Source organism: Achromobacter sp. DH1f, assembly GCF_000633435.1.
In the GTDB taxonomy this organism is placed as follows: Bacteria; Pseudomonadota; Gammaproteobacteria; order Burkholderiales; family Burkholderiaceae_B; genus Achromobacter; species Achromobacter deleyi.
In genome coordinates, this window is the sequence record NZ_AYMF01000048.1 from 1 (window position 1) to 24312 (window position 24312).

At 67.3% G+C, this 24312-nt stretch carries 21 protein-coding genes; 14 read left to right on the top strand and 7 right to left on the bottom strand.

The genetic code is table 11. The annotated features are described in order from the left end of the window. Positions 1-992 precede the first annotated feature (992 nt). The 3 genes from U858_RS0131755 to U858_RS0131765 all read right to left on the bottom strand — a co-directional run bounded on the left by U858_RS0131755 (position 993) and on the right by U858_RS0131765 (position 4016). Positions 993-2270: a TRAP transporter large permease gene (locus U858_RS0131755; protein WP_025141141.1), complete on the bottom strand. Its 1278-nt coding sequence runs from the start codon at positions 2268-2270 to the stop codon at positions 993-995. Positions 2271-2304: 34 nt separating this feature from the next. Then, on the bottom strand, positions 2305-2805 hold the full coding sequence (locus tag U858_RS0131760) for a TRAP transporter small permease (protein WP_025141142.1): 501 nt from the start codon (positions 2803-2805) through the stop codon (positions 2305-2307). 236 nt (positions 2806-3041) lie between these two features. Next, positions 3042-4016, bottom strand: coding sequence for a TRAP transporter substrate-binding protein (locus U858_RS0131765; protein ID WP_025141143.1), 975 nt, complete (start codon positions 4014-4016; stop codon positions 3042-3044). A gap of 115 nt (positions 4017-4131) precedes the next feature. Here U858_RS0131765 and U858_RS0131770 point away from each other — a divergent pair, with 115 nt between their 5' ends. The 9 genes from U858_RS0131770 (at position 4132) to U858_RS0131810 (ending at position 13002) form a co-directional block, all read left to right on the top strand. Further along, positions 4132-6663: an ABC transporter permease gene (locus U858_RS0131770; RefSeq protein WP_025141144.1), complete on the top strand. Its 2532-nt coding sequence runs from the start codon at positions 4132-4134 to the stop codon at positions 6661-6663. Beyond that, the gene (locus U858_RS0131775) at positions 6663-7085 is read left to right on the top strand and encodes a group II truncated hemoglobin (protein WP_081821791.1); all 423 of its coding nucleotides are present in this window, start codon (positions 6663-6665) and stop codon (positions 7083-7085) included. Before U858_RS0131770 ends, U858_RS0131775 begins: the two co-directional genes overlap by 1 nt. A 55-nt stretch (positions 7086-7140) precedes the next feature. Then, entirely contained in the window at positions 7141-7806 is a 666-nt protein-coding gene (locus U858_RS0131780; protein ID WP_051593736.1) for a 3-deoxy-D-manno-octulosonic acid kinase, read from the top strand. A 153-nt stretch (positions 7807-7959) separates the two neighbouring features. Continuing rightward, complete coding sequence (locus U858_RS0131785; protein ID WP_025141146.1) at positions 7960-9063, top strand: polyamine ABC transporter substrate-binding protein; 1104 nt, start codon at positions 7960-7962, stop codon at positions 9061-9063. A 5-nt stretch (positions 9064-9068) separates the two neighbouring features. Continuing rightward, positions 9069-10196, top strand: a complete 1128-nt coding sequence (locus U858_RS0131790; RefSeq protein WP_025141147.1) for an ABC transporter ATP-binding protein — start codon at positions 9069-9071, stop codon at positions 10194-10196. Further along, the gene (locus tag U858_RS0131795) at positions 10193-11113 is read left to right on the top strand and encodes an ABC transporter permease subunit (RefSeq protein WP_025141148.1); all 921 of its coding nucleotides are present in this window, start codon (positions 10193-10195) and stop codon (positions 11111-11113) included. Before U858_RS0131790 ends, U858_RS0131795 begins: the two co-directional genes overlap by 4 nt. Beyond that, entirely contained in the window at positions 11110-11919 is an 810-nt protein-coding gene (locus U858_RS0131800; RefSeq protein WP_006384055.1) for an ABC transporter permease subunit, read from the top strand. Before U858_RS0131795 ends, U858_RS0131800 begins: the two co-directional genes overlap by 4 nt. Beyond that, positions 11916-12272, top strand: coding sequence for a Spx/MgsR family RNA polymerase-binding regulatory protein (locus U858_RS0131805; protein WP_025141149.1), 357 nt, complete (start codon positions 11916-11918; stop codon positions 12270-12272). Before U858_RS0131800 ends, U858_RS0131805 begins: the two co-directional genes overlap by 4 nt. A 4-nt stretch (positions 12273-12276) precedes the next feature. Next, positions 12277-13002 carry a DNA-3-methyladenine glycosylase gene (locus U858_RS0131810; RefSeq protein WP_025141150.1) on the top strand — a complete coding sequence of 242 codons (726 nt, stop codon included), beginning with the start codon at positions 12277-12279 and terminating at the stop codon, positions 13000-13002. A gap of 40 nt (positions 13003-13042) precedes the next feature. On the opposite strand, the gene U858_RS0131815 is transcribed toward U858_RS0131810, so the two are convergent. Next, positions 13043-13780, bottom strand: a complete 738-nt coding sequence (locus U858_RS0131815; RefSeq protein ID WP_025141151.1) for a PhoP regulatory network YrbL family protein — start codon at positions 13778-13780, stop codon at positions 13043-13045. Positions 13781-13934: 154 nt separating this feature from the next. On the opposite strand from U858_RS0131815, the gene rmuC reads away from it, so the two are divergent. From rmuC to phoU, 5 genes are all read left to right on the top strand, one after another. Next, a complete protein-coding gene (rmuC, locus tag U858_RS0131820) occupies positions 13935-15335 on the top strand; it encodes a DNA recombination protein RmuC (RefSeq protein ID WP_025141152.1) in 1401 nt (466 codons plus the stop codon). 103 nt (positions 15336-15438) lie between these two features. Beyond that, positions 15439-16968, top strand: a complete 1530-nt coding sequence (locus U858_RS0131825) for an amidase (protein ID WP_025141153.1) — start codon at positions 15439-15441, stop codon at positions 16966-16968. Between the two features lie 74 nt (positions 16969-17042). Further along, the gene (locus U858_RS0131830) at positions 17043-18707 is read left to right on the top strand and encodes an isovaleryl-CoA dehydrogenase (protein WP_025141154.1); all 1665 of its coding nucleotides are present in this window, start codon (positions 17043-17045) and stop codon (positions 18705-18707) included. A 41-nt stretch (positions 18708-18748) separates the two neighbouring features. Beyond that, on the top strand, positions 18749-19429 hold the full coding sequence (gene rpiA / locus U858_RS0131835; protein ID WP_025141155.1) for a ribose-5-phosphate isomerase RpiA: 681 nt from the start codon (positions 18749-18751) through the stop codon (positions 19427-19429). A gap of 160 nt (positions 19430-19589) precedes the next feature. Continuing rightward, positions 19590-20321 (top strand): phosphate signaling complex protein PhoU, encoded by a 732-nt coding sequence (phoU, locus tag U858_RS0131840; protein ID WP_025141156.1) that lies wholly within the window; start codon positions 19590-19592, stop codon positions 20319-20321. A 92-nt stretch (positions 20322-20413) separates the two neighbouring features. On the opposite strand, the gene U858_RS0131845 is transcribed toward phoU, so the two are convergent. The 3 genes from U858_RS0131845 to argA all read right to left on the bottom strand — a co-directional run bounded on the left by U858_RS0131845 (position 20414) and on the right by argA (position 24261). Then, entirely contained in the window at positions 20414-22396 is a 1983-nt protein-coding gene (locus U858_RS0131845; RefSeq protein ID WP_025141157.1) for a phosphocholine-specific phospholipase C, read from the bottom strand. A gap of 136 nt (positions 22397-22532) precedes the next feature. Further along, positions 22533-22805 carry an oxidative damage protection protein gene (locus U858_RS0131850; RefSeq protein ID WP_006384045.1) on the bottom strand — a complete coding sequence of 91 codons (273 nt, stop codon included), beginning with the start codon at positions 22803-22805 and terminating at the stop codon, positions 22533-22535. A 97-nt stretch (positions 22806-22902) separates the two neighbouring features. Next, on the bottom strand, positions 22903-24261 hold the full coding sequence (gene argA, locus U858_RS0131855; RefSeq protein WP_025141158.1) for an amino-acid N-acetyltransferase: 1359 nt from the start codon (positions 24259-24261) through the stop codon (positions 22903-22905). Between the last annotated feature and the right edge of the window lie 51 nt (positions 24262-24312).

The window sequence follows — 24312 nt, forward strand, 5'->3', positions numbered from 1 at the left end:
GCGGGCGCCCACGATTGCGGTCCGGAGCCTTCGCTCCGGACTGCCCCGTCGTCATCTTCGTCCGGGCCTTCGGCCCCTCCTTCAGATTCCCTCGGGCGCATCGAGGTTGCCCGCCCCGCATGCCGCCGCCACGAGGGGCTACGCGCGTCTCGGGTCGTCGCGCTGCTAGACCTGTGTGCAGGGAATGGAATTTGCAGGGTCGCCAAGCCGCGGCCGCGCGGGCGGCCACGTTTGGCATTGCGTTTCTGGATAGTGTTGCGGATGCGCTTCGCGCGGGTGGGGACTGGTTTTCTAGTGGGTCCGCAGTCAGGGGGGAGGGGCGGTGATGGGCGGCGCGTGGTGGCACTGGCTTGCGCATGCTGGCCGTCTCGCGCGCCGCCCATCAGGCGCTGGAGGTTTTGTTGGATTCCCGCGCATCCGTGCCGTTAGATGACGGGGGCGACAGATTCCTTGGTGGCGTGGGTTAGCCAGCTTGGCCATCACTACCGTGATACCCAAAAGTCGTTACGTCACTGGCGTGGACACCGTAACTACCAAAGTGACCTCCAGCGCCCGATGGGCGGCGCGCGAGACGGTCAGCACGAGCAAGCCGACCTTCGCCGCGCCGCCCATCACCGCCCCTCCCTCTTGATGTGCGCACCACCAGAAAACCAACCTCCACCCGCGCGAAGCGTCATCGAAACACTCTCCGAAAACGCAATGCCAAACATGGCCGCCCGCGCGGCCGCGGCTTGGCGACCCTGTAGATCTCATTCCCCGACCACAGGTCTAGCAGCGCGACGACCCGAGACGCACGTAGCCCCTTGCGGTGGCGGCATGCGGAGTGGGCAACCTCGATGCGCCCGAGGGAATCTGAAGGGAGCCGAAGGCGGACGAAGATGACGACGGGGCAGTCCGGAGCGAAGGCTCCGGACCGCAATCGTGGGCGCCCACTCCGCATGCCGCCACCGCAAGGGGCGACCTACGAAGAGACAACCCACGCACCCACAAACCTATTTGGAATAAACCAAATCCCGCAACCCCAACGACAACCCAGGCCAATAAGTAATCACCATAAGGCAAACAATCACCACCCCCACGAACGGCACTAATGGCTTGATCAACCTCTCCAACGGCAACTTGGCCACCGCGCACGCAGCAAAGAGATTCACCCCGAATGGGGGGGTGATCATGCCCAGGGCCAGGTTGACCACCATGATGATGCCGAAGTGCACCGGGTCTACCCCGAACTTCAGTGCCACCGGCAGCAGCAACGGGGCCAGCACCACGATCGAGGCCGAGGTTTCGATGAACATGCCGATCACGAACAGCGCTGCGTTCACGCCCATCAGGAACGTGAACTGCGTGTCGAACAGTTGCGACAGCCAGATGCCCAGCGCGTCCGGGATGCCCGCGCGGTTCAGCAGGAAGCTGAACACGCCTGCGTTGGCGATCACGAACATGATCACCGCCGTCGATACCACTGACTTGTGCAGCGTGTCCGACAGTTGCTTGAAACTCAGGCGGCGGTAGATGAATTTTCCCACCACCACCGCGTACATCACTGCCACCACCGACGCTTCCGTCGGCGTGAACACGCCGCCGTAGATGCCGCCCAGGATGATCACCGGCATCATCAGCGCCAGCCAGGCGCGCTTGAACGCCGGCCACAGCGGCAGGCGGCCTTCGCCGTCGCGCTTGCCCAGGTTGTTGCGCTTGGCGTAGATCCAGACGTAGAACATCAGCGCCACGCCGATCAGGATGCCGGGCATGACGCCTGCGATGAACAGCTCGCCGGTCGACGTGTCGGTCGACACCGCGAACAGAATCATCGGGATCGACGGCGGGATGATCACGCCCAGTTCGGCCGCGCTGGCCTGCAACGACGCCGCGAAGGGGGCAGGGTAGCCGTGGCGGATCATCGCGGGGATCAGGATCGCGCCTACGGCAAACGTGGTCGCCACGCTCGAACCGGCGACCGCGGCGAAGATCATGCAGGTCAGCACGCAGGTGCAGGCCAGCCCGCCCTGGATGCCGCCCACCACGCTCTTGGCGAATTCCACCATGCGTTCGGAAATGCCACCGGCTTCCATCAGGTTGCCGGCCAGGATGAAGAAGGGAATCGCGACCAGCGGGTATTTATCCAGCGCGGCGAACAGCTGCTGGGCCACCACCAGCCAGGGCAGGTTGGCGGCGCCGACGCCGGCCAGGCTGGCCAGGCCGATCGACACGGCGACCGGCACGGACAGCCCGAAGAAAATCAGCATCGAGACAATCATTAATTGGGACATGGCGATATCGTCTGCTTGGATTCGGGGCGGGGGCTCAACCTTGCGCGTCGTTGCGCACGGGGACGTCTTCTTCCTCGCCGGCGCACCAGCGGGCCAGCACGGCGATGGCGGCCAGCGCGGCGCCGACCGGGATGGCCGAGTAGATCCAGGAAATCGAGATGTCCAGGCTGGGTACATTCTGGAAGCGCACGCGGTAGGTCATCTGGCCGCCGATCCAGGCGATGAAGCCCAGGAAGCCGGCGCAGGTCAGGCCGATCACCGCTTCCAGCACGCGGCGGCGCATGCCGCCCAGCAGGTTGCGCAGCAGTTCGACGCTGATCATCGCGCCGTGGCGAAACGCCAGGGCCACACCCAGCAGCACCGTCCAGATGAGCAGGGCGCGGGTCAGCACCTCGCTCCAGTCCGCAGGCGAGTGCAGCACGAAACGGGCGATGACTTGATAGAAGGCGGCCGCCGCGGCGGCCACCAGCAGGAGTTGGGCGACAACCGACACCAGCTTGAACAGGATGCGGTCGAAGGCGCAGAGCAATCGCATGGGAGTTTCCGGTAGCGAATAACAGGGGGCAAGACAACGCGAGAGGCAAGGCGGGCGAACGCGGCGCCCTGGGCGCAAGCACGCCGGGACGGAGTGCCCCGGCCATCGGCCTCAATAGGCATCCGGCCTGGCGTCACGCCTTCGGCGCAGCGGTCGCGGACGCGCGCCGCGGTCCGGCGCAGGGCCGCGGCCGAAATGGAACGGGTTCCATCACGGCCGTAGCGCGTGCCGCCGGTTTACTTGGTGTCGCGGATCGCTTCGATCAGCTTCTTGTCGAATTTCTTGTAGTACTCGGGGTAGGCCGGTTCGACGGCGGCGGCGAAGGCTGCGCGGTCGACTTCAGACACCTGCATGCCTTCTTTCTTCAACTGCTCGACGCCGGTCTTCTCGATGTTGTCCACATAGGCGCGCATGGCCTGGGCGGATTCCTTGCCGGCCTTGTCGAACTGGGCCTTGTCGGCGGCCGAGAGACCGTCGTAGACGTTGGACGACATCAGCACCAGCGCCGGACCGTAGACGTGGCCGGTCAGCGACAGGTACTTCTGCATCTGCGACAGCTTGGCCGAGGTAATCACCGACAGCGGGTTTTCCTGGCCGTCGATGGTGCCCTGCTGCAGGGCGGTGGCCACTTCGGGCCAGGCCATGGGGGTGGGCAGGATGCCGATCTGGCGGAACGCCGTGATGTGGATCGGGTTTTCCGTCGTGCGGATCTTCAGGCCCTTGGCGTCCGCCGGGGTCTTCACCGGGCGCACGTTGTTGGTCAGATGGCGGAAGCCCTGTTCGCCCCAGGCCAGCGCGATGATGCCGCGGCTGGGGAACTTTGCCAGCATATCTTGTCCGATCTTGCTGTCCAGCACGTTGCGGGCGTGCGGCAGGTCGCGCAGCAGGAAGGGAATGTCGAAGACGCCGGTTTCGGGCACGAAGTTCAGGGTGGCGCCGGTCGAGACGATGGCCAGGTCGATCGTGCCGATCTGCAAGCCTTCGATCACTTCGCGTTCGCCGCCCAGCGCGCTGTTGGCGAATTGCTGTACTTTGTATTTGCCGTTGCTGGAGGCCTCGATGGACTTGGCCAGGGCGTCGGCGCCGGCGCCGTAGTGCGACGACGTGGACAGGGCATAAGCCATCTTCAGAGGGGTCTGGGCCGAGGCGGCCAGGGGAACGGCAGCCGCGCAGGCGGCAAGAATCGTGGCCGCGAGCCAGGATTTACGCATTGTCTTCTCCAGGATTTTGGGTATTTTTATGCAGTTTGACGTGCGGCGCCGCAGGGCGCTTCGCGCATGATAGCGGGATTCGGCCCCCATTTCGGCCGTTGGTTAACATTGGCAGATGATGGATTTCCCTGATGTCTCGCGGGCCCGGCGCCCCGGTTTCTGGACCACCCTGGCGCTGGGCGCCCGCATGATGATGCGCGACGCGCGGGCCGGCGAGCTGCGGCTGCTGGTGCTGGCCCTGGTGGTGGCGGTGGCCGCCGTGACCAGCGTCGGCTTCCTGGCCGACCGCGTCAGCCGGGCGCTGGAGCGCGATGCCGGCCAGATGCTGGGGGCGGACCTGGTGCTCGATGCCGACGAGCCGGTGCCGGCGGCCTTCATGGACCAGGCGCGCGAGCGCGGCCTGCAGGTGTCCAGCACCTGGCAGTTCCCGTCCATGGTCAGTGCCGGCGACGGTGCCCAGTTGGCTGCGCTGAAAGCCGTCGAGCCGGGGTATCCGCTGCGCGGCGCGCTGCGGGTGGCCGATGCGCCATTCAGCCCGGACGCGCCGACGCGCGATATTCCGCCCGAGGGCGCGGTCTGGGTCGATGCCCAGGTGCTGTCGCTGCTGGGCCTGAAAGTGGGCGACACCCTGAACGTGGGCGATGCCCACCTGCGCATCGACCGCGTGATTACCTACGAACCCGACCGCGGCATGCAGTTTGTGAACGTGGCGCCGCGCGTGCTGCTGCGCGCCAGCGACCTGCCGGCCACCGGCCTGATCGCGCCGGGCAGCCGTATCGGCTATGCCCTCCTGGCTGCCGGCGAGCCGGATGCGGTGGCGGGGTATTCCGCCTGGCTCAACCAGAACCTGAAGCGCGGCCAAAAGGTCGCCACGCTGGAATCCGGCCGACCCGAAGTGCGCCGCACGCTGGATCGGGCGCAGCGCTTCCTGTCGCTGGTGGCCTTGCTGGCCGTGCTTATTTCCGCGGTGGCGGTGGCGCTGGCGGCGGGCCGCTACATGACCCGGCATCGCGACGGCATTGCCGTCATGCGTTGCCTGGGCGCCGTGCAGTCGCAGGTGTCGCGCATGCTGACGCTGGAATTCGCGCTGGTCGGCCTGTTCGCCTCGGCGGCGGGCTGCCTCTTGGGCTACGCCGTGCACCAGGTGCTGGTGATGGTGCTGGCCTCGCTGATCGATACCGCTTTGCCGGCGCCGTCGGCGATTCCCGCCCTGCAAGGGCTGTTGACCGGGCTGCTGCTGTTGCTGGGCTTTGCCCTGCCGGCGTTGGCGCAGTTGCGCCATGTGCCGCCGGCCCGGGTGCTGCGGCGCGACGCGGATTCGATCAGCGCCCGCAGCGCCACCGGGTACATCGTGGGCGCCGTCGGCTTTGCGCTGCTGATCTGGTGGTTCGCGGGGGATGCCAAGCTGGGCGGCGTGGTGGCGGGCGGGTTCCTGGGCGCATTCGCCGTGTTCGCGCTGGTGGCCTGGCTGTGCATCCTGGGCCTGGCGCGGCTGCGCGGCCTGGCGGCGGGCTTGCCGGCCCTGCGCTTCGCGCTGGCCGGGGTGGTGCGGCGCCGCGCCGCCACCATCACCCAGGTCTGCGCGCTGGCGATCGGGCTGATGGCCTTGCTGCTGTTGGCCATGACCCGCACCGACCTGATCCAGGGCTGGCAGCGCACGCTGCCGCCGGATGCGCCCAACCGTTTCCTGATCAACGTGCAGCCCGACCAGCGCCAGGCCGTGACCGATGCGCTGACCCGCGAAGGCCTGGGCGGCATCGTGCTGTCGCCGATGGTGCGGGGCCGGCTGATCGCCGTGAACGGCAATCCGGTGGGGCCGGACGATTACGAAGAACCGCGCGCCAAGCGGCTGGTGGACCGCGAATTCAACCTGTCCTACGGCGAAGAGATGCCCTCGTCCAACCGCATCGAGCAGGGCCGCTGGCTGACGCCGGGGTCGGCCGAGGTGTCGCTGGAATCGGGCCTGGCCAAGACGCTGGGCATCAAGCTGGGCGACAAGATGACCTTCGACGTCGCCGGCCAGCAGGTGGAAGTGGCGGTGTCCAGCACCCGCCGGGTCGATTGGGATACGATGCGCGTCAATTTTTTCGCCATCCTCACGCCCAAGTCCCTGGCCGACATGCCGCAAAGCTGGATCACGTCTTTCTACCTGCCGCCCGACAAGGCGCAGGTGCTGCCCGGGCTGGTACGGCAGTTTCCCAACCTGACGGTGTTCGACGTCGGCGCCATCCTGCAGCAATTGCAGTCGGTGCTGAGCGAAGTCGGCCGGGCGGTGCAGCTGCTGTTCCTGTTCACCCTGGCCGCCGGCGTGCTGGTGCTGTCGGCCGCCCTGACCGCCACCCGCGACGAACGCATGCGCGAAGCCGCGGTGCTGCGCGCACTGGGCGCCACTCGCAGCCAGCTGGCGCGGTCGCAGCGCCTTGAATTGTGGGCCGTGGGCGGGCTGGCCGGCCTGTTGGCCGCAGCCGGCGCCACCGCGATCGCTTGGGTTTTATCAACTCAGGTGTTCGATTTCACCATTACCCTCAGCCTCTGGCCCTGGCTGGTCGGGGTCGGCGCAGGTATGCTCGGCGCCTGGGCCGGCGGCGCGCTGGCGCTGCGCGGCGTGCTGCGCACCCCGCCCCTGGTCACCCTGAGAGAAACCTGATGAGTTCCCGCGTGCAGATCATTACCGAACCCGTGGATATTTCCCGCAGCATTTTCGACCTTCTGGGCGGCGAACCCGGCGTGCGCGCCCTGGTCGACCGTTTCTACGACCTGATGGACATCGAGCCCGACCTGAAGGAACTGCGGGCCGCCCACGGCCCCAGCCTGGACGAGGCCCGCGACAAGCTGTTCTGGTTCCTGTGCGGCTACTTCGGCGGCCCCGACCACTATATTCAGCGCTTTGGCCATCCACGGCTGCGGGCCCGCCACCTGCCGTTCTCGATCGGCATCGTCGAGCGCGACCAATGGGTGGCCTGCATGGGCCGGGCCATGGAAGACGAGGGCATCGAGCCCGCGCTGGTCGAGCGCCTGTTGCAGTCGTTCTTCGGCGTGGCCGACTGGATGCGCAACCGTGAAGGCTAAGCCGGACGCCTCGGGCGCCCGGCGCCAGGCCTGGCCCGCGCCGCTGGCCGGCGCCATGCTCAGCGACGCCCGGCTGGGCGAGTCGGGCCCCGACATTTTCAACCCATCCCATTACGGCGACCGGGCCCGGCCCGTGGATGCCGGCGGCCGCCAGGCCGCCTGGTTCGTGCAGGGGCAGGGCTGGCAGGGCGTATTGCGGCGCTATCGCCGCGGCGGCCTCATCGCCAGGATCAGCCGCGACACCTACCTGTGGGCCGGCGAAGACCGCAGCCGCAGCTTCCGCGAATTCCGCTTGCTGGCCGCGATGCGCGCCCATGGCCTGCCGGTGCCCGCGCCGCTGGCCGCCGCCTACTGGCGTCAGGGGCCCACCTATCGTGCGGCCATCGTGGTCGAACGCATCCCGGGCGTGCGGCCGTTGGCGCAATCCCTGGCCGAACCGCTTTGGCAGCCGGTGGCCGAGGCCATCGTGCAGATGCACCGGGCCGGCGTCTGGCATGCCGACCTGAACGCCTTCAATATCCTGATCGGTTCCGACAGCCGGGTCTGGCTGATCGACTTCGACCGCGGCACCCAAGGCGGCCTGTCCGACCGCCAGCGCCAGGGCAACCTGGACCGCCTGCGCCGTTCGCTGGTCAAGGTGGCCGGCGACGAGGGCGAGCGCTTCTGGCTCAAATTGCGCGACAGCTACTGGACCGCCTGGGGCGTGGGCGTGCAGCCGTAAGGCGCGGGGCGCCCGGTTCATCGCAATCGGGGCCTAATTGCGGCAAATTCGGCTAAATCTGCCGGTAAAGTTGGTCAGGTCCTTGCTAAAAAGCTTTATGATTTCGCCTTTTGGTACTCCTGTAACTTACGGCGGATAGCTGGGGGGCTGGTAATGAAACTAAGGGCGGGAATGCGCTGGGCGCTAGGGACGATGCTGGTCATGGCAGCCACGTCGGCCGCGGTGGCGCAGAACAAGGTCGTCAACGTCTACAACTGGGCCGAGTACACGGCCCCGGACACGATTCCGGGTTTCGAGAAAGAAACCGGCATCAAGGTCCGCTACGACGTCTACGACAGCAACGACACCCTGCAGGCCAAGTTGCTGGCCGGCAAATCGGGTTACGACGTCGTTGTCCCGTCCACGCACTATGCCTCGCGTCAGATCGAGGCCGGCCTGTTCCAGAAACTGGACAAGTCCAAGCTGCCCAACCTGAAGTACCTGGATCCCGACGTCATGGCGCTGGTCGCCACGGTCGACCCCGGCAATGAATACGCCGTGCCCTGGGGCTACGGCACCAACGGCCTGGGCTACAACGTCACCAAGGTCAAGCAGATCATGGGCGACAACGTCGACCTGGCCAACTGGGACATGATCTTCAAGCCCGAGAATGCCGCCAAGCTGAAAGAGTGCGGCATCTCGATGCTGGACGAAGCCGCGCAGGTGTTCCCGGCCGTGCTCAAGTACCTGGGCAAAGACCCCAACACCACCAACGCCGACGACTACAAGGCCGCGCTGGACGTGTTGAAACAGATCCGTCCGTACATCCGCCAGTTCAGCTCGTCCGGCTACATCGACGAACTCGCCGTGGGCGACTTGTGTATGGTCTACGGCTTCTCGGGCGACGTCATGATCGCGCGCAAGCGGGCCCAGGAAGCCAAGAAGTCCTACGAAGTGAACTACTTCATTCCCAAGGGCGGCGCCCCGGCCTGGTTCGACCTGATGGTCATCCCCAAGGACGCCCCGCATCCGGAAGAGGCCCTGGCGTTCATCAACTACATCGAAACGCCGCAGGTGCACGCCGCCATCACCAACACCATGTTCTATCCGAACGCCAACAAAGAGGCGCGCAAGTACGTGGTCAAGGACGTGGCGGACAACCCCATGATCTACCCGTCGCCCGAGGTCTCCAAGACCTTGTACGTCATCAAGGCTCAGCCCTTGAACATCCAGCGCCTGCAAACCCGCATGTGGGCCGAGCTGAAGTCTGGACGATAGCCATCATGACCGATAGCCGTTACCCGGCGCCGCATTCGGCTGACCCGGACGAATTCGTCCGGGTGGCCGATGTAGTAAAGATCTTTGGCGATGTGGTCGCCGTTCGTTCCGTCAATCTTTCGGTCAAGCGCAACGAGATTTTCGCGTTGCTGGGCAGCTCCGGCAGCGGCAAGTCGACCTTGCTGCGGATGCTGGCCGGCTTCGAGGAAGCCACCTCCGGCCAGATCCTGCTCGACGGCGAAGACATCACCAGCGTGCCGCCGTACCGCCGGCCCGTGAACATGATGTTCCAGTCGTACGCGCTGTTCCCGCACATGACGGTCGAGGCCAACGTGGCCTTCGGCCTGAAGCAGGAAGGTGTGGACCGCGCCGAAATCCACGACCGCGTGTTCGAGGCGCTGGACCTGGTCCAGATGGCGGGCTATTCGCGCCGCAAGCCCAACCAGCTGTCCGGCGGCCAGCAGCAGCGCGTGGCGCTGGCGCGCAGCCTGGTCAAGCGGCCCAAGCTGTTGCTGCTTGACGAGCCCATGTCGGCGCTGGACAAGCAGATCCGCCAGAAGACCCAGATCGAACTGGTCAAGATCCTGGAACAGGTGGGTGTGACCTGCATCATGGTCACGCACGACCAGGAAGAAGCCATGACCATGGCCCACCGCCTGGCTGTCATGACCGAAGGCCAGATCGTCCAGTGCGGCACGCCGCAAGACGTCTACGCCTTCCCGAACTCGCGCTTCGTGGCCAGCTTCATCGGCTCGACCAACATGTTCACCGGCACCATCGTGGTCGACGAACCCGACCACGTCGCCATCGAAAGCCCCGAACTGAGCCGGCCGCTGTACGTCAGCCACGGCGTCAGCGAACCGCTGGGCATGGACGTGCACGTTTCCATCCGCCCCGAGCGCATGGTGGTGTCGCGCGGTCAGCCCGACGGCGACTACAACTGGGCCCACGGCATGGTCAGCCACATGGCCTGGATGGGCAGCTACGCGCTCTACCAGATCCGCCTGGATTCCGGCGCCATGGTCGAGGCCAGCGTGCCCAGCCTGCTGCTGGCGCAAATGGACGCCCCGGGCATCGACGAAGAAATCTTCGTCAGCTGGGACGCCGACAGCGCGACGGTGCTGGCGTCATGATCCGCTTTTCGCCCCGCGACTGGCTGCCCTCGGGCCGGACGCTGGCGGTGGTGCCGCCGTTCGCCTGGCTGGTGCTGTTCCTGCTGGTGCCCTTCCTGCTGGTGTTCAAGATCAGCTTCGCCGAACTCAAGTTCGGCATTCCGCCGTACACGTCGCTGGCGGAATTCAAAGACGAAGCGGTGCAGTTCAGCCTGCACCTGCGCGGCTACATCCTGCTGTTCACCGACAGCCTGTATTTCGCCACCTACCTCAGCTCGGTCAAGATCGCCGCGATCACCACGCTGGCCTGCGTGCTGATCGGCTATCCCATCGCGTACTACATCGCGCGTTCGTCGCCCGGCGTGCGCAACCTGCTGCTGCTGGGCGTGATCCTGCCGTTCTGGACCTCGCTGCTGTTGCGGGTGTATGCCTGGGTCGGCATCCTGCGCAACGACGGCCTCTTGAACAATTTCCTGCAATGGCTGGGCATCATTTCCAGCCCGCTGGAAATCTATCGCACCGACCTGGCGGTGTACATCGGCATGGTCTATGCGTACCTGCCGTTCTTCATCCTGCCTTTGTATGCCACGCTGGTGAAGATGGACTTGCGCCTGCTGGAAGCCGCCTACGACCTGGGCGCCAAGCCGTGGCAGGCGTTCTGGCAGATCACCGTGCCGCTGTCGCGCCAGGGCGTCATTGCCGGCGCCATGCTGGTGTTCATTCCGGCGGTCGGCGAATACGTCATTCCTGAAATGCTGGGGGGCGCCAATACGCTGATGATGGGCCGGGTCATGTGGAACGAGTTCTTCAACAATACCGACTGGCCGATGGCCTCGGCGGTGACCTGCGTGATGGTGCTGTTGCTGCTGGTGCCCCTGGCGCTGTTCCAGTACAACCAGGTCAAGCAGCAGGAACTGGCGACCGGAGGCCGCAAATGAACGGTCCCAACAAGACTTTGCGCGCCGTCGTGCTGGGGCTGGGCTACTTCTTCCTGTACGTGCCCATCATCAGCCTGATGGTGTTCTCGTTCAACGAATCGCCCGCCGTCACGTCCTGGACCGGTTTCTCGTTCCGCTGGTATCACTCGCTGTTCAACGACGATGCGCTGCTGCGCGCGGCCTGGCTGTCGTTCCGCATCGCCGCCATGACCGCCACGGCCGCCGTCATCATCGGTACCTGGGCGGGCTACGTGCTGGGACGCATGGGCCGGTTCCGCGGCTTCGCGCTGTACGTCGGCATGCTCAGCGCGCCGCTGGTCATCCCCGAAGTCGTGCTGGGCATCTCGCTGCTCTTGATGTTCGTGGAATTGCGCGGCCATCTGGGCTGGCCCGCCGAAAACGGCATCTTCACGATCTGGGTGGGCCACGTGACCCTGTGCATGGCCTTCGTGGCGGTGGTCATCCAGACCCGCATCCGCGACCTGGACCGCTCGCTGGAAGAGGCCGCGCTGGACCTGGGCGCCACGCCCATCACCGTGTTCTTCAAGATCACGCTGCCGCTGATCGCACCGGCGCTGGCCTCGGCCTGGCTGCTGTCGTTCACCCTGTCGCTGGACGACGTCGTGCTGGCGTCGTTCCTGTCCGGCCCCAGTTCCAGCACGCTGCCGATGGAAGTGTTCTCGCGCGTGCGGCTGGGCCTGAAACCCGAGATCAATGCGTTGGCCACCCTGTTCATCCTGGCGGTGGGCACCTGCGTGATCCTGGCCAACCGCATGCAATGGCGCAAGGAGTCCGAACCCAAATGAAGCAAACCACCCTGTATGGCCTGACCAAGTGCAGCACCTGCGTCAAGGCGCGCGAATGGCTGACCGAGCACGGCGTCGACCACCAGTTCATCGACTACCGCGACCATCCCGTGCCTGCCGCCACCCTGAAGGCCTGGTCCGGCAAGGTCGGCGGCTGGGAAAAACTGGTCAACCGCGCCTCGATGACCTGGCGCAACCTGCCCGACGACCGCAAGACCCCCGCCACCGATGCGCAATGGACCCAGCTGATCGCCGAGTTCCCCGCGCTGGTGCGCCGGCCGGTCACCGTCACGCCCGATGGCGAGGTCGGCGTCGGCTTCAGCGAAAAGCGTTACGGCGAACGTTTCGCCTGACGCCGTGGCTCCCTCGGCCAACCAGGCATCGCGCCGCGCGGGCAACGCGCTGCCCGATGCCTTTTTCAATCGCGACGCCCGCACGCTTGCGCGCGACCTGCTGGGCAAGGTGGTGCGCCACGGGGTCGACGGCCTGTGGCTGTCGGCCCGCATCATCGAAACCGAAGCCTACTACCTGGAAGAAAAGGGCAGCCACGCGTCGCTGGGCTACACGCACAAGCGCCGCGCCCTGTTCATGGACGGGGGCGTGGTCTACATGTATTACGCGCGCGGCGGCGATTCGCTCAATTTCAGCGCCGCCGGGCCCGGCAACGCCGTGCTGATCAAGTCCGCCTACCCTTGGTCCGACGCGCTGTCCGGCCCCGAGGCATTGGCCCGCATGCAGCAACTGAACCCCGACGCCCAGGGGCAGCCGCGGCCGCCGGCCAGGCTGTGCGCGGGACAGACGCTGCTATGCCGGGCGTTGGGCCTGAAGGTGCCGGACTGGGACGCGCGCCGTTTCGATCCGCAAGCGCTGTATGTCGAAGACGTGGGCCAGGCGCCCGCGGCGCTCATCAGCACCACCCGGCTGGGCATACCGCCGGGGCGCGACGAACACCTGGAATACCGCTACGTCGATCCGGCCTACGCGGCCTTCTGCACCCGCAACCCGCTACGCCGGGGGCAGGTGGCGGGGCGTGATTACCAATGGGTGGATCGCGACGGGGCGCTGCTGCCGCACGCGCCCTGAACCGGGCGCTTCGCGGCGCGAGGGCGTTCGATGCGGGGCGTCAGACCTGCGCTTGCGAGCCGTCCTGCGCGGCCGCCCGAAGGGCAGCTTCGCGTGCCCGCCGCGCCATGGCGGCGCGCATGTCGGCATATTTGCGCTGGATGCGCTTGCGGTTCAGCCGTTTGCTCCAGGCATACACCGGCACCAGCGGCAGCACGCCAAAGCCGTCGATCAGGAACAGCCCGGCCTTGCCGTCCGCATTCTGGCCACAGGCGATATTGCTGGCCGACAGGTCATGCAGCACGACGTGTGCATCGGCCAGGTCTTCGACGAACTCATCCAGTTGCGCGGACAGGTCCGCGTCCATCTTGCCCTGGCGCGCCAGGTCGGCCACCGTGGGGGCGATATTGCCCTGGCCATCGGTGATCTTTTCGACCAGCAGGCCCAGGCCCAGCGTGGTCTGGGCCACGCCGACGATGCGCGCCATCGGCACCTGCCACACGCCGGACGGGCGCGTGGTGGTGGTGACGTATTCGGTAAATTCGTTCAGGTAGACGCGGTAGGCGCTTTCGCGCTGGTACTGCTTGTACCAGCGCTTGAAGGGGCGCGCTTCCAGGTAGACGGCGCGCGCCTGCATGTCCATCACCTTGACCAGCAGCGAAGGCGCATGGGGGTGCTGGAAGATATGGCGGTCACCGCCGATGGCGACGGGTGTCTCGTCATTGAGATTCAAGGGTCCGAAGACGGAGCCGAAGTCGACGGTGGCCGGACAGGATGTGGGGAGATCAGCGGTATTCAACTCTTTTTAAGGTTTTTATCTGTGTTGTTAACAGTTTAATGCCGTTGCTTGCCATTGGTCTTGCGTTGGATCGGCCAAGTCGTTTCGGATGGCTACAGGGGGCAGGGATGCGGCCCTATAATTTCAGGCAGCCGCCGTGGGTGCGGCGTGGGGAATGACCTTGTCCAATGATGTTTTGCTGTGGATTGCCGCCGGTGGCGCGGTGCTGGCCTGCCTGGCTGCCCTGATGGCATGGCTGTCGCGCCCCAGCCACGATGGCCGCCTGGATGCGCTGCTGGACGGGTTGGAGCGCACGGAACGGGCCTTGCGCGCCGATATCGCCGAGGGCCAGCGCGGCTTGCGCACCGAATTCGCGGAATCCACCCGTGCGCTGCGCCAGGAATTGGCCCAGTCCCACGGCGACCTGCGCGCCGCGCTGAACCGCGACGCCCAGGCGGCCCGCGCCGAATCCGCCGACTCGCTGGGCCGTTTCGCCACGGGTTTCGGCGAGCAATTGCAGGGACTGATCCAGATCAACGAGCGCCGCCTGATGGAAGTGCGCACGACGGTGGACCAGCGCCTGCAGGCGTTGCAGGCAGACAACAGCACCAAGCTCGATGAAATGCGCCGCACGGTGGACGAAAAGCTCCATGCCACGCTGGAGCAACGCCTGGGCGAATCGTTCAAGCAGGTCTCGGACCGCCTGGAAGCCGTGCACAAGGGCCTGGGCGAAATGCAGGCGCTGGCTGCCGGCGTGGGCGACCTGAAGCGGGTGCTGACCAACGTCAAGTCGCGCGGCACCTGGGGCGAAGTGCAGCTGGCGCGGCTGATCGAAGACAACATGACGCCCGAGCAGTACGCCAGCAACATCAAGCCGGTGCCGGGCAGCGACGCGGTGGTGGAATTCGCCATCCGCCTGCCGGGCCGCGGCGACGGCGGCGCGCCGGTCTGGCTGCCTATCGACGCCAAGTTTCCCAAGGAAGAGTACGAACGCCTGATGGATGCGCAGGACGCCGCCGACGTCGAGGGCGTCAAAGCGGCGGGCGCCGCGCTGGGCAAGGCGGTCGAGGTGCAGGCGCGCCTGATCGCGTCCAAGTACGTGGCGCCGCCGCACACCACCGATTTCGCCATCATGTTCCTGCCCACCGAAAGCCTGTATGCCGAAGTGCTGCGGCGTCCCGGGCTGCTGGACCGCTTGCACGACCTGCGCATCAACGTCGCCGGGCCCAGCAACCTGGCGGCGCTTTTGAACAGCCTGCAGATGGGCTTTCGCACGCTGGCCATCGAGCAGCGTTCGTCTGAGGTCTGGCAGGTGCTGCGCGCGGTCAAGACGGAATTCGGCAAGTTCGGCGACGCGCTGGCCGGCGTCAAGAAGACGCTGGACACCGCCAGCAGCAAGATCGGCCAGACCGAGGTGCGCACTCGCGCCATGCTGCGCAACCTGAAAAGCGTCGAGGCGCTGCCGGAAGCGGATGCGCAGCGCCTGCTGGGCGGCGAGGGGCTGGATGCGGCGGATGCCGAACCCGGCAGCGAAGCCGAGGGCGAAGGCGGCGCCACGCCGCCGTCTGCGAACTGATCCTGGCGCCTGATCCGACCCCGTTCGCGCTTGTGACCGGGGCGGTCTGTCGATATCCTCATCATTGCGGCAATTCGCCGTCGATATCTGGAGCATCGTAAGCATGGGCACCGCTGACCGACTTGATTCCTCTTCCTTCGACGCGATGGCGCTGGGCGCCGATATCGCCCAAGGAGCCACGACCGCGCTTGCCGCGATGCAGCAAGCCGTGGAAAGGGTGGCGGCGCGCAACCCCGTGATCAATGCGGCCTGCGGCGTGCAGGCCGAACTGGGGCTGGACCTGGCCCGAGCGCTGGACCAGGAACTGGCCGCCCTGACATCTGCCCAACGGCTGGCCTTGCTGCGTGAACGCCCCTTCCTGGGTGTACCCACCTTGCTCAAGGACCTGGGCACCGCTGCGTTGGGCCTGCCCAGCATGATGGGGTCGGTGCTATACGGCCAGGTCGATTGGTCGGTCGATGCCGACATCGTCAAGCGCTACCGCCGCGCCGGCCTCATTCCGTTTGGCCGCACCACCAGCGCGGAACTCGGCCTGAGCCCCACCACCGAATCGCCCGTCTACGGCGCGCCCACGCAGAACCCCTGGAAGACCGGGCATAGCGCTGGCGGTTCCAGCGGCGGCGCGGGGGCGGCGCTGGCCAGCGGCATGGTGCGCATCGCGCACGGCAGCGATGGCGGCGGCTCCATCCGCATTCCGGCCTCGTGTTGCGGCGTGCTGGGCCTGAAGCCCTCGCGCGGCATGATGCCGCTGGGTCCGCTCAAGGGCGAAGGCTGGGGCGGCCTGGCCACCGAGCACATGATGACGCTGTCGGTGCGCGATTGCGCCGCCTCGCTCGATATCAGTGCTGGCGCCGATGTGGGCGCGCCGTATGCGTCGCCCGCCAAGCCGCAGGACAGCTATCTGGACATCGTCTCGCGCGTGGGCGCCGACCCCGCCAGCGCGCCGCGCCGCCGCATCGCCTATATCAGCACCACCTATGAAGGCGCGGCGATCGACCCGGAAGTCGCGGCCGCCGTCGAAGAGGCCGCGCGGTTCTTCGCCGGCCTGGGCCACGAACTCGTCACGGCTGCGCCGCCCGTGGGGTCCGAGGAAGTACTGTCGCCCATGCTGCCGCTGATCGCCAGCGCCGCGGCCAATGCCATCGACAGCTTCGTCGGCGCCCGCAACCGCCGCCTGGCCGCCGACGAACTGCAGCCCACCACGCTGGGGGCTCGTGAATATGCGCGCGCCATTTCCGGCGCGCAGTACGTGGCCTGCGTGGATGCTTGCCACGAGATCACGCGGCGCATCGGCCGCTTCCTGCATCGCGACGGCGCGCAGGGGCACGACCTGTTCCTGTCGCCGGTGCTGGCGCAGTTGCCCGCGCCCATCGGCCGCTACGCCATGGACAATGCCGACTACCTGGCCTACCGTCTGGGCAAGAAGGGCGTGATCGGCTATTCCCCCTTCGCGCCGCTGGCCAACCTGACGGGCATGCCGGCGATTTCCATTCCGTTCGGCCTGTCGGCCGACGGCCTGCCCATCGGCATCCAGGTCATGGGGCCGCTGGGCAGCGAGGCCTGGCTGCTGGAACTGGCCGCCCAGGTCGAAGCCCTGCGGCCGTGGCAGCGGGTGGCGCCCATCGCCAGATAGGCTGGGGGGCGCCGGGCAGGGCAACGCCGCGCGCCCATCGCGCGCGGCGCATCAACGCATCGCCGGGAGCCAGCATGACTTCGTTCGCGACCCACACTGTGCTGAACCAGGTTCCGCCCCTGGAAGACTATTCGTTGTACGAGACCGATCCGGCGCTGCGTGACGCCGCGCAGCGCGAGGGCGCGGGCGCCTGGGCCGGCGACCTGGCCGCGCATGGCGCCTGGCTGGGCCGCGCCCAGACGCTGGCCGCAGGCGCCGAGGCCAACCGCTGCCCGCCGCGGCTCCAGGCCTACGACCGCAGCGGCCATCGCATCGACCATGTGCAATTTCATCCGGCCTGGCAACTGCTGATGAGCGGCATCGCCGCGCGCGGCCTGCACAGCCGGGCCTGGGCGCAACCGGTGCCGGGGGCGCAGGTGGCGCGCGCGGCGGCGTACCTGATGCAGGGCCAGGTCGAGGCCGGTACGCTGTGTCCCACCACCATGACGTTCGCTGCCGTGCCGCTGTTGCAGCGCGAACCGGCGGGCGTGGTCGATTACGGCGGCGACTGGCTGCCGGCGCTGTTCTCGCGCGAATTCGATGGCGCCGACGCGCCGCTGGCCGGTAAGCGGGGCGCCCTGATCGGCATGGGGCTGACCGAGAAGCAGGGCGGGTCGGACCTGCGCGCCGTCACCACCCGGGCCGAACCGCTGGGCCCGGCTGGCCGCGGCTGCGCGTACCGCATCGTCGGGCACAAGTGGTTCTTTTCGGTGCCGCAGGCCGACGCACACCTGGTGCTGGCGCAGACGGATGCCGGACTCAGCTGCTTTTTCGTGCCGCGCTGGATTCCGGGCGGGCCGCGCAACGCCATCCGCATCCGGCGCCTGAAGGACAAGCTGGGCAACCACAGCAACGCCAGCGCCGAGGTCGAGTTCGAAGACGCCTGGGGCGCCATGGTGGGCGAACCCGGGCGCGGCCTGGCGGTGCTGCTGGAAATGGCCGCGACCACGCGGCTCGATTGCGTGCTGGGCAGCGCGGCGCTGCTGCGCCAGGCCGTGGTGCAGTCGCTGCACCATGCGGGCTACCGACAGGCCTTCGGCAAGCCGCTGCTGGCGCAGCCGCTGATGCGCAATGTGCTGGCCGACCTGGCGCTGGAATCCGAGGCCGCGCAGGCGCTGGCGCTGCGGCTGGCGCGGGCGGTGGACGAGCGCGGCGACGCCGCGGCGCGCGCATTGGCGCGGGTGGGCACGCCGGCCGCCAAGCTGTGGGTGTGCAAGCGGGCCATCGCGGCGGTGGCCGAATGCATGGAAGCCTGGGGCGGCAACGGCTATGTGGAAGAAGGGCCGATGCCGCGCCTGTATCGAGAAACCCCGGTCAATTCCATCTGGGAAGGCTCGGGCAACGTGATGGCGCTGGACGTGCTGCGGGCGCTGCAGCGCGAACCTGAAGCGTTGCCGGCGCTGGAAGCCGAATTCGCGCTCGCCGCCGGCCAGTACCGCGAGTTCGATGCCGCGCTGGCGGCCTGGCGCGCGCTGCTGGCGGACCCGGCCCAGGCCGAGTTCCAGGCCCGCCGCATCGCCGGCGGCCTGGCGCGGCTGTGGCAGGCTGCGCTGTTGATCCAACACGCGCCCCAGGCCGTGGCGCAGGGCTTCGTCGCCAACCGCCTGGGCGCCATGGGTGGCATCTTCGGCGAGCTGGCGGGGGGCGCCGACGTGGCGGCGATCCTGGCGCGGGCGTGGCCCGCCGCGGCCGCATGCTAAATTTCCCCGCTCTACTCACCTGAATCGCATTTTTTCCCGCCATGCTCACCCAGCAAGAACTCAAGCAGCAAGCCGCCGACGCGGCTCTGGAACTCGTTGAACAGGTCGCCGGCCCCGATGTCATCATCGGCGTGGGCACCGGCTCCACGGCCGATCTTTTCATTGACGGCCTGGCGCGTTTCAAGGGCCGTATCGGTGGCACGGTCGCCAGTTCCGAACGCAGCGCGGCGCGCCTGGCGGGCCACGGCCTGAAGGTGCTGGACCTGAACGACGTGACCTCCATGCCCCTGTACGTGGACGGCGCCGACGAAATCGACGCCAACCTGCACATGATCAAGGGCGGCGGCGGCGCGCAGACGCGCGAAAAGATCGTGGCCTCGGTGGCCGAGCGCTTCGTCTGCATCGTCGACGAATCCAAGCTGGTGCAGGTGCTGGGCAAGTTCCCGCTGCCGATCGAAGTCATTCCGATGGCGCGCGAATCCGTCGCCCGCGCCATGGTCGCCCTGGGCGGCCAGCCGCGCCTGCGCGAGGGTTTCGTCACCGATAACGGCAACATCATCCTGGACGTCGCCGGCCTGTCGATCACCGACGCGCCGGGCCTGGAAGCCCGCATCAACAACCTGGCGGGCGTCGTGACCGTCGGCCTGTTCGCCATCGCCGGCGCCGACGTGGCGCTGCTGGCCACGCAAAGCGGCATCCGCCGCCTGGACCACCGCGCCTGAGCGTGCGGGCGGTGCGCTCCGCCCGCGCTTGCCGGGGGCGGGGCCGCGATTCATAATCCTGTCACACTTGGGTCATAACCTTGCCGGTTGTGCAGGCCCATCTCGAGAAACTCTTTCATATCGGGGCAATGCAATGAGATCAACCACGCAGGGAGCCCGGATGACGGAGCATACAAACAAGCAGTTCGACGCTGATCTGGAAAGCGTCCGTTCGCAGTTCTTGCAAATGGGCGGCGTGGTCGAAGCCATGATCCAGGAGGCCATCGACGCGCTGGCCAGCGGCGATCTGACGCTGGTTGAAAAAGTGCGCGAGCGCGAAAAGGAAGTCAATCGCCACGAAGTGGAGATCGACGAAAGCATCAGCCGCATCCTGGCCCGCCACCAGCCCACCGCCATCGACCTGCGCATGCTGATGGCCGTGTCCAAGATGCTGACCGACATGGAACGCTCGGGCGACGAGGCCGAGAAAGTGGCCACCGTGGCTCGCCGCATCCACGAAGCCGACATGCCGCACATTCCGGTGATCGAACTGCGCCACATGGCCTCCAACGTGCGCACCATGCTGCACCAGGCCCTGGACGCTTTCGCCCGCCTCGACCCGATCCTGGCCGCCGCCGTCGTGCGCAGCGACAAGGAAGTCGACAAGGAATGGAAGGGCGCGCTGCGCCACCTGATCACCTACATGATCGAAGACCCGCGCACCATTTCGCGCGCCATCGACATGATCTTCATTGCCCGCGCCCTGGAACGCATTGGCGACCACGCCAAGAACATGTCCGAACGCGTGATCTACATGGTCAAGGGCGCCGACGTGCGCCACACCGGCGTGAAGAACACCGAGCGCCTGGCGCGCGGCGAAGAAGACACGCCGGCCGAATCGCAGGATTCCTGATCTGCGCCAACGCCCTGCCGCAGGCCGGCAAGGCAAGAGAAAACCCCAAGCGCGTTGGCGTCTTGGGGTTTTTTATTTGGGGGGCGTCGGCGTTACAGGCTGGCAGCGGCCGCCGAGGGCAGCGCGGCACCCTGGCACAGCCTCGGGTCGGGTACGCCGGACTTGCCGGGGTTGATGCGTCCGGCCAGGCGGCGGCCGAACATGGGCAGCGCCTGCGCGGTCACTTCCAGGTCGTACCAGCCTTCGCAGCCGGCGTATTTCAGTTCCAGCGCGCCGCCGGCCTGTACGTGCGCCATGGCACGCCAACCGTCACCCATGCGCGATTCGATCAGCACCGGCTGGTGGTGTTCGCCGTGGTTGATCAGGCGCAGGCGCACGCCGGAGGTCACCGGCACCAATTGCGTTTCCAGCAGGCCGGCGTCGCGCGCGTCGCCGCGGAACTGGCGATGAAAGCCATCCGGGCCCAGCAGCCACAGATCGTAGGCGCCATGGGCGTCCAGGCGCCAGCCGTCGTCCAGCCGCGCGCCCGCGCCGATGGTGTAGCGGCGCGGGGCGCGGTCCAGCGCCAGGCGGTCGTACACGTGCAGCACGGCGCCGGCCGTGCCGGGGTTGCGGAAGGTCAGGCGGTAGTGCTCGCCGTCGGCCGTCATGCGGCCCACGGCCTCCAGCGCGTAGGGCAGGGCGCAGGCGTGGCGGATGCTGTCGGCGTGCAGCGAGCCGCGGTCGCCCGCGAAGTCGAAGGCCGACGTCAGGTCGCCGGCCACGGCGCGGCGCCAGGCGCTGATGTTGGGTTCGGGCACGCCAAAGCGGGCCTCCAGGAAGCGGATCACCGAGGTGTGGTCGAACACCTGCGAATTGACCCAGCCGCCCCGGCTCCAGGGCGACACCACCAGCATCGGCACGCGCGGGCCCATGCCGAAGCCGCGGCCGTGCAGGGCGGGAGGATCGTCCGGGGTGCCGGCGCTGGGACCGTGGCGGGCGTCGTGGTATTCGCCGTCCAGTTCCACCGTCGACAGACCGCCCGAGTGGTTGCCCGCCTGGCCGCCCTGGGGGCGGGCCGGCGGCGCGGGCGGCGGCATGTGGTCGAAGAAGCAGTCGTTTTCGTCGTAGGTGACCAGGAACACGCAGCCGCTCCAGACGGCGGGGTTGCGCGTCAGGATATCCAGCACCCGTTCGGTATAGGCGCCGCCCTGGCGCGGCGACGAGACTTCCGGATGCTCGGAATCGGCGGTGGGGGCGATGATCCAGGACACCTGCGGCAGCGTCCCCTGGTCCACGTCGCGCGCCAGGTCATCCAGGGTATGGGTCGACAGGGCGCGGTCGCGCAGCGGGGCGTCCAGGGCCGTGCTGGCATGCTGGCGGCGGTATTGCCGAAAGCCCGCCAGCGGGTTGTCGTGGAAGTTGTCGGCCATGTCCTGGTAGATGCGCCAGTCGATGCCGGCGGCCTGCAGGCGCTCGGGGTAGGTGGTCCAGCCGTAACCCTGGTCGGCCGGCCCCAGGCGGTCGAACGTATTGACCAGCGCGGGGCCGCCGGCGCGTCCCAGCGGGTCGTTGGTGCCGGTCCACAGGAACAGCCGGTTCGGATTGGTGCCCGCATGGATGGCGCAGTGATACGCATCGCACACGGTGAAGGCGTTGGCCAGCGCGGTCTGGAACGGCACTTCGTGGGGCCGGTAGGCGCCCAGGCCCAGGCGGCTCTTGGCGGCCAGCCACTGGTCCATGCGGCCGTCGTTCCAGGCGCGCTGGGCGTCGTCCCAGGTATGCGGGGTGATGTAGCCCACCGGCGTGTGGCTGGCGTAGTCGGCGTGCAGCGCATAGGGGCGCAGTGTCTGCCGGCCATGGGCCTGGGTCAGGATGTTGCCGGCGGCCGTGGGCACGGGATGCGGGTCGGCCAGCCCCCGCACGCCCGGCAGGGCCCCGAAATAATGGTCGAAGGACCGGTTTTCCTGCATCAGGATGACGACGTGCCGCACGTCGTCGAGCGTGCCGCGCTTGCGGTCGGGGGCAATGCCCAACGCGCGCCGGATGGCCGGCGGCAGATCGGGCGTGGCGGCGGAACTCGGTTCTTCGTTCATGACAGCATTAATACGGCCTGCGATATCGGAATCTTAAGGCCAGTGCGGGGGCGGGCGGCCGGGCGGGCCGCAAAAGCGCGAAGCCCCTCGCGGGCGAGGGGCTTCACAGGCGTGCCGCGCGGCGGCGCGGCGGGGCTCAGGCCGAGGGCGGAACGTAGCCCTGGGCCTCGACGCTGCCGTCCTCGAACAGGAAACGTTCCATTTGCTGCTGCAGGTATTTGCGAGCGCGGGCGTCGGCCAGGTTCAGGCGGTTTTCGTTGACCAGGCGCGTCTGCACCTGCTTCCACTCTTCCCAAGCTTCCTTGGAAATGCTTTGCCAGATACGGGTGCCGAGTTCGCCGGGGTAGGGCGGAAAATCCAGCCCTTCGGCTTCACGCTTCAATTTCACACAGTTGACGGTACGGGCCATGGTTCGCTGCCGGAAAGAATAGGTAATGGGGCATTTTAGCGGGCTTGGCGCGCGGACGGCGCCAAGCCCCTTCGGGCCCTGCGGGTAGGGCCGGGCGCTACAGCTTCTTGATGAACACCAGGCTGTTGCGCGAACGGTTGTAGTGGTTCTGCTTTTCGCGCGGCAGGTCGGTGATGCCGCCCTGCACGAAGCCGCGCTTCATGAACCAGTGCGACGTGCGTGTGGTCAGCACGAACAGGCGCTTGGCGCCGGTGGCGCGGGCGCGCGATTCCATGTGGCGCAACAGGATTTCGCCTTCGCCCGAGCCTTGCCATTCGGGGTGGACGATCAGGCAGGCCATTTCGGCCATCTGCTCGTCGGCAAAGGTGTGCAGGGCCGCGCAGCCGTAGATCACGGCGTCGTGCTCGAGCACGGTGAAGTTTTCCACGTCGCGCTCGACCACGCTGCGCGGGCGCGGCACCAGCGTGCCGTCGGCTTCCAGGGGCTCGATCAGGCTGAGGATGGCGCCGACGTCGTCGATGGTGGCCGGGCGCAGGTCGTCCAGGGTGTCTTCGACCACCATGGTGCCCACGCCGTCGTGGGTGAAGATTTCGAGCAGCACGCTGCCGTCCAGCGCGAAGGGCACTAGGTGGGCGCGGGCCACGCCGCGCTTGACCGCCAGCGACGCATACTGCAGGTAGGCGCCGGTTTCTTCGTCCAGCGAACCGGCCGCGAGCAGGCCGTCGGCGTCCACGCGGGCCAGTTCAGTGTCCACTGTGCCGTCTTCGTTCAGCACGCCTTGGCCGCTGGACAGGAAGATCAGCTTTTCGGCGCGCAGCGCCACGGCCACGCTGGTGGCCAGGTCTTCCATGGCCAGGTTGAAGGCGTCGCCCGTGGGCGAGAAGCCCAGCGGCGACAGCAGCACGACCGACGACCCCTTTTCGATGGCGAACTTCAGCGCGTCGACGTCGATCTTGCGCACCTGGCCGGTGTGCTTGTAGTCGACGCCTTCGAGCACGCCGGTGGGGCGGGCGGTGACGAAATTGCCCGAAATGACGCGGATGTGGGCGTGCGACATCGGCGTATTGGGCAGGCCCTGGCTGAAGGCGGCCTCGATGTCCAGGCGGATTTCACCGGCGGCTTCCTTGGCGCATTCCAGCGCGGCGGCGTCGGTGGGCGCCAGGCCGCGGTCGAATTGCTGGGTGAAGCCCTTCAGGCGCAGTTGTTCGTTGACCTGGGGGCGCGAGCCGTGCACCAGCACCAGCCGGATGCCCAGCGAGGACAGCAGCGATAAGTCCTGGACCAGCGCGTTCAGCGCGCCGGCCTGCACCAATTCACCGCCAAACGCCACCACGAAGGTCTTGCCTCGGAACGCATGCACATAGGGCGCCACATCTCGGAACCATCGGACGAACTGGGCAGGGGCGAATTCAGGGGCTTCAAGGGCGGAGACAGTGTCTGGTTCCAGGTCGGGCATGATGGGTGGGGCAATTCCTGAGAGTGGCAACAACGCGGCAGGGGCCGCGTC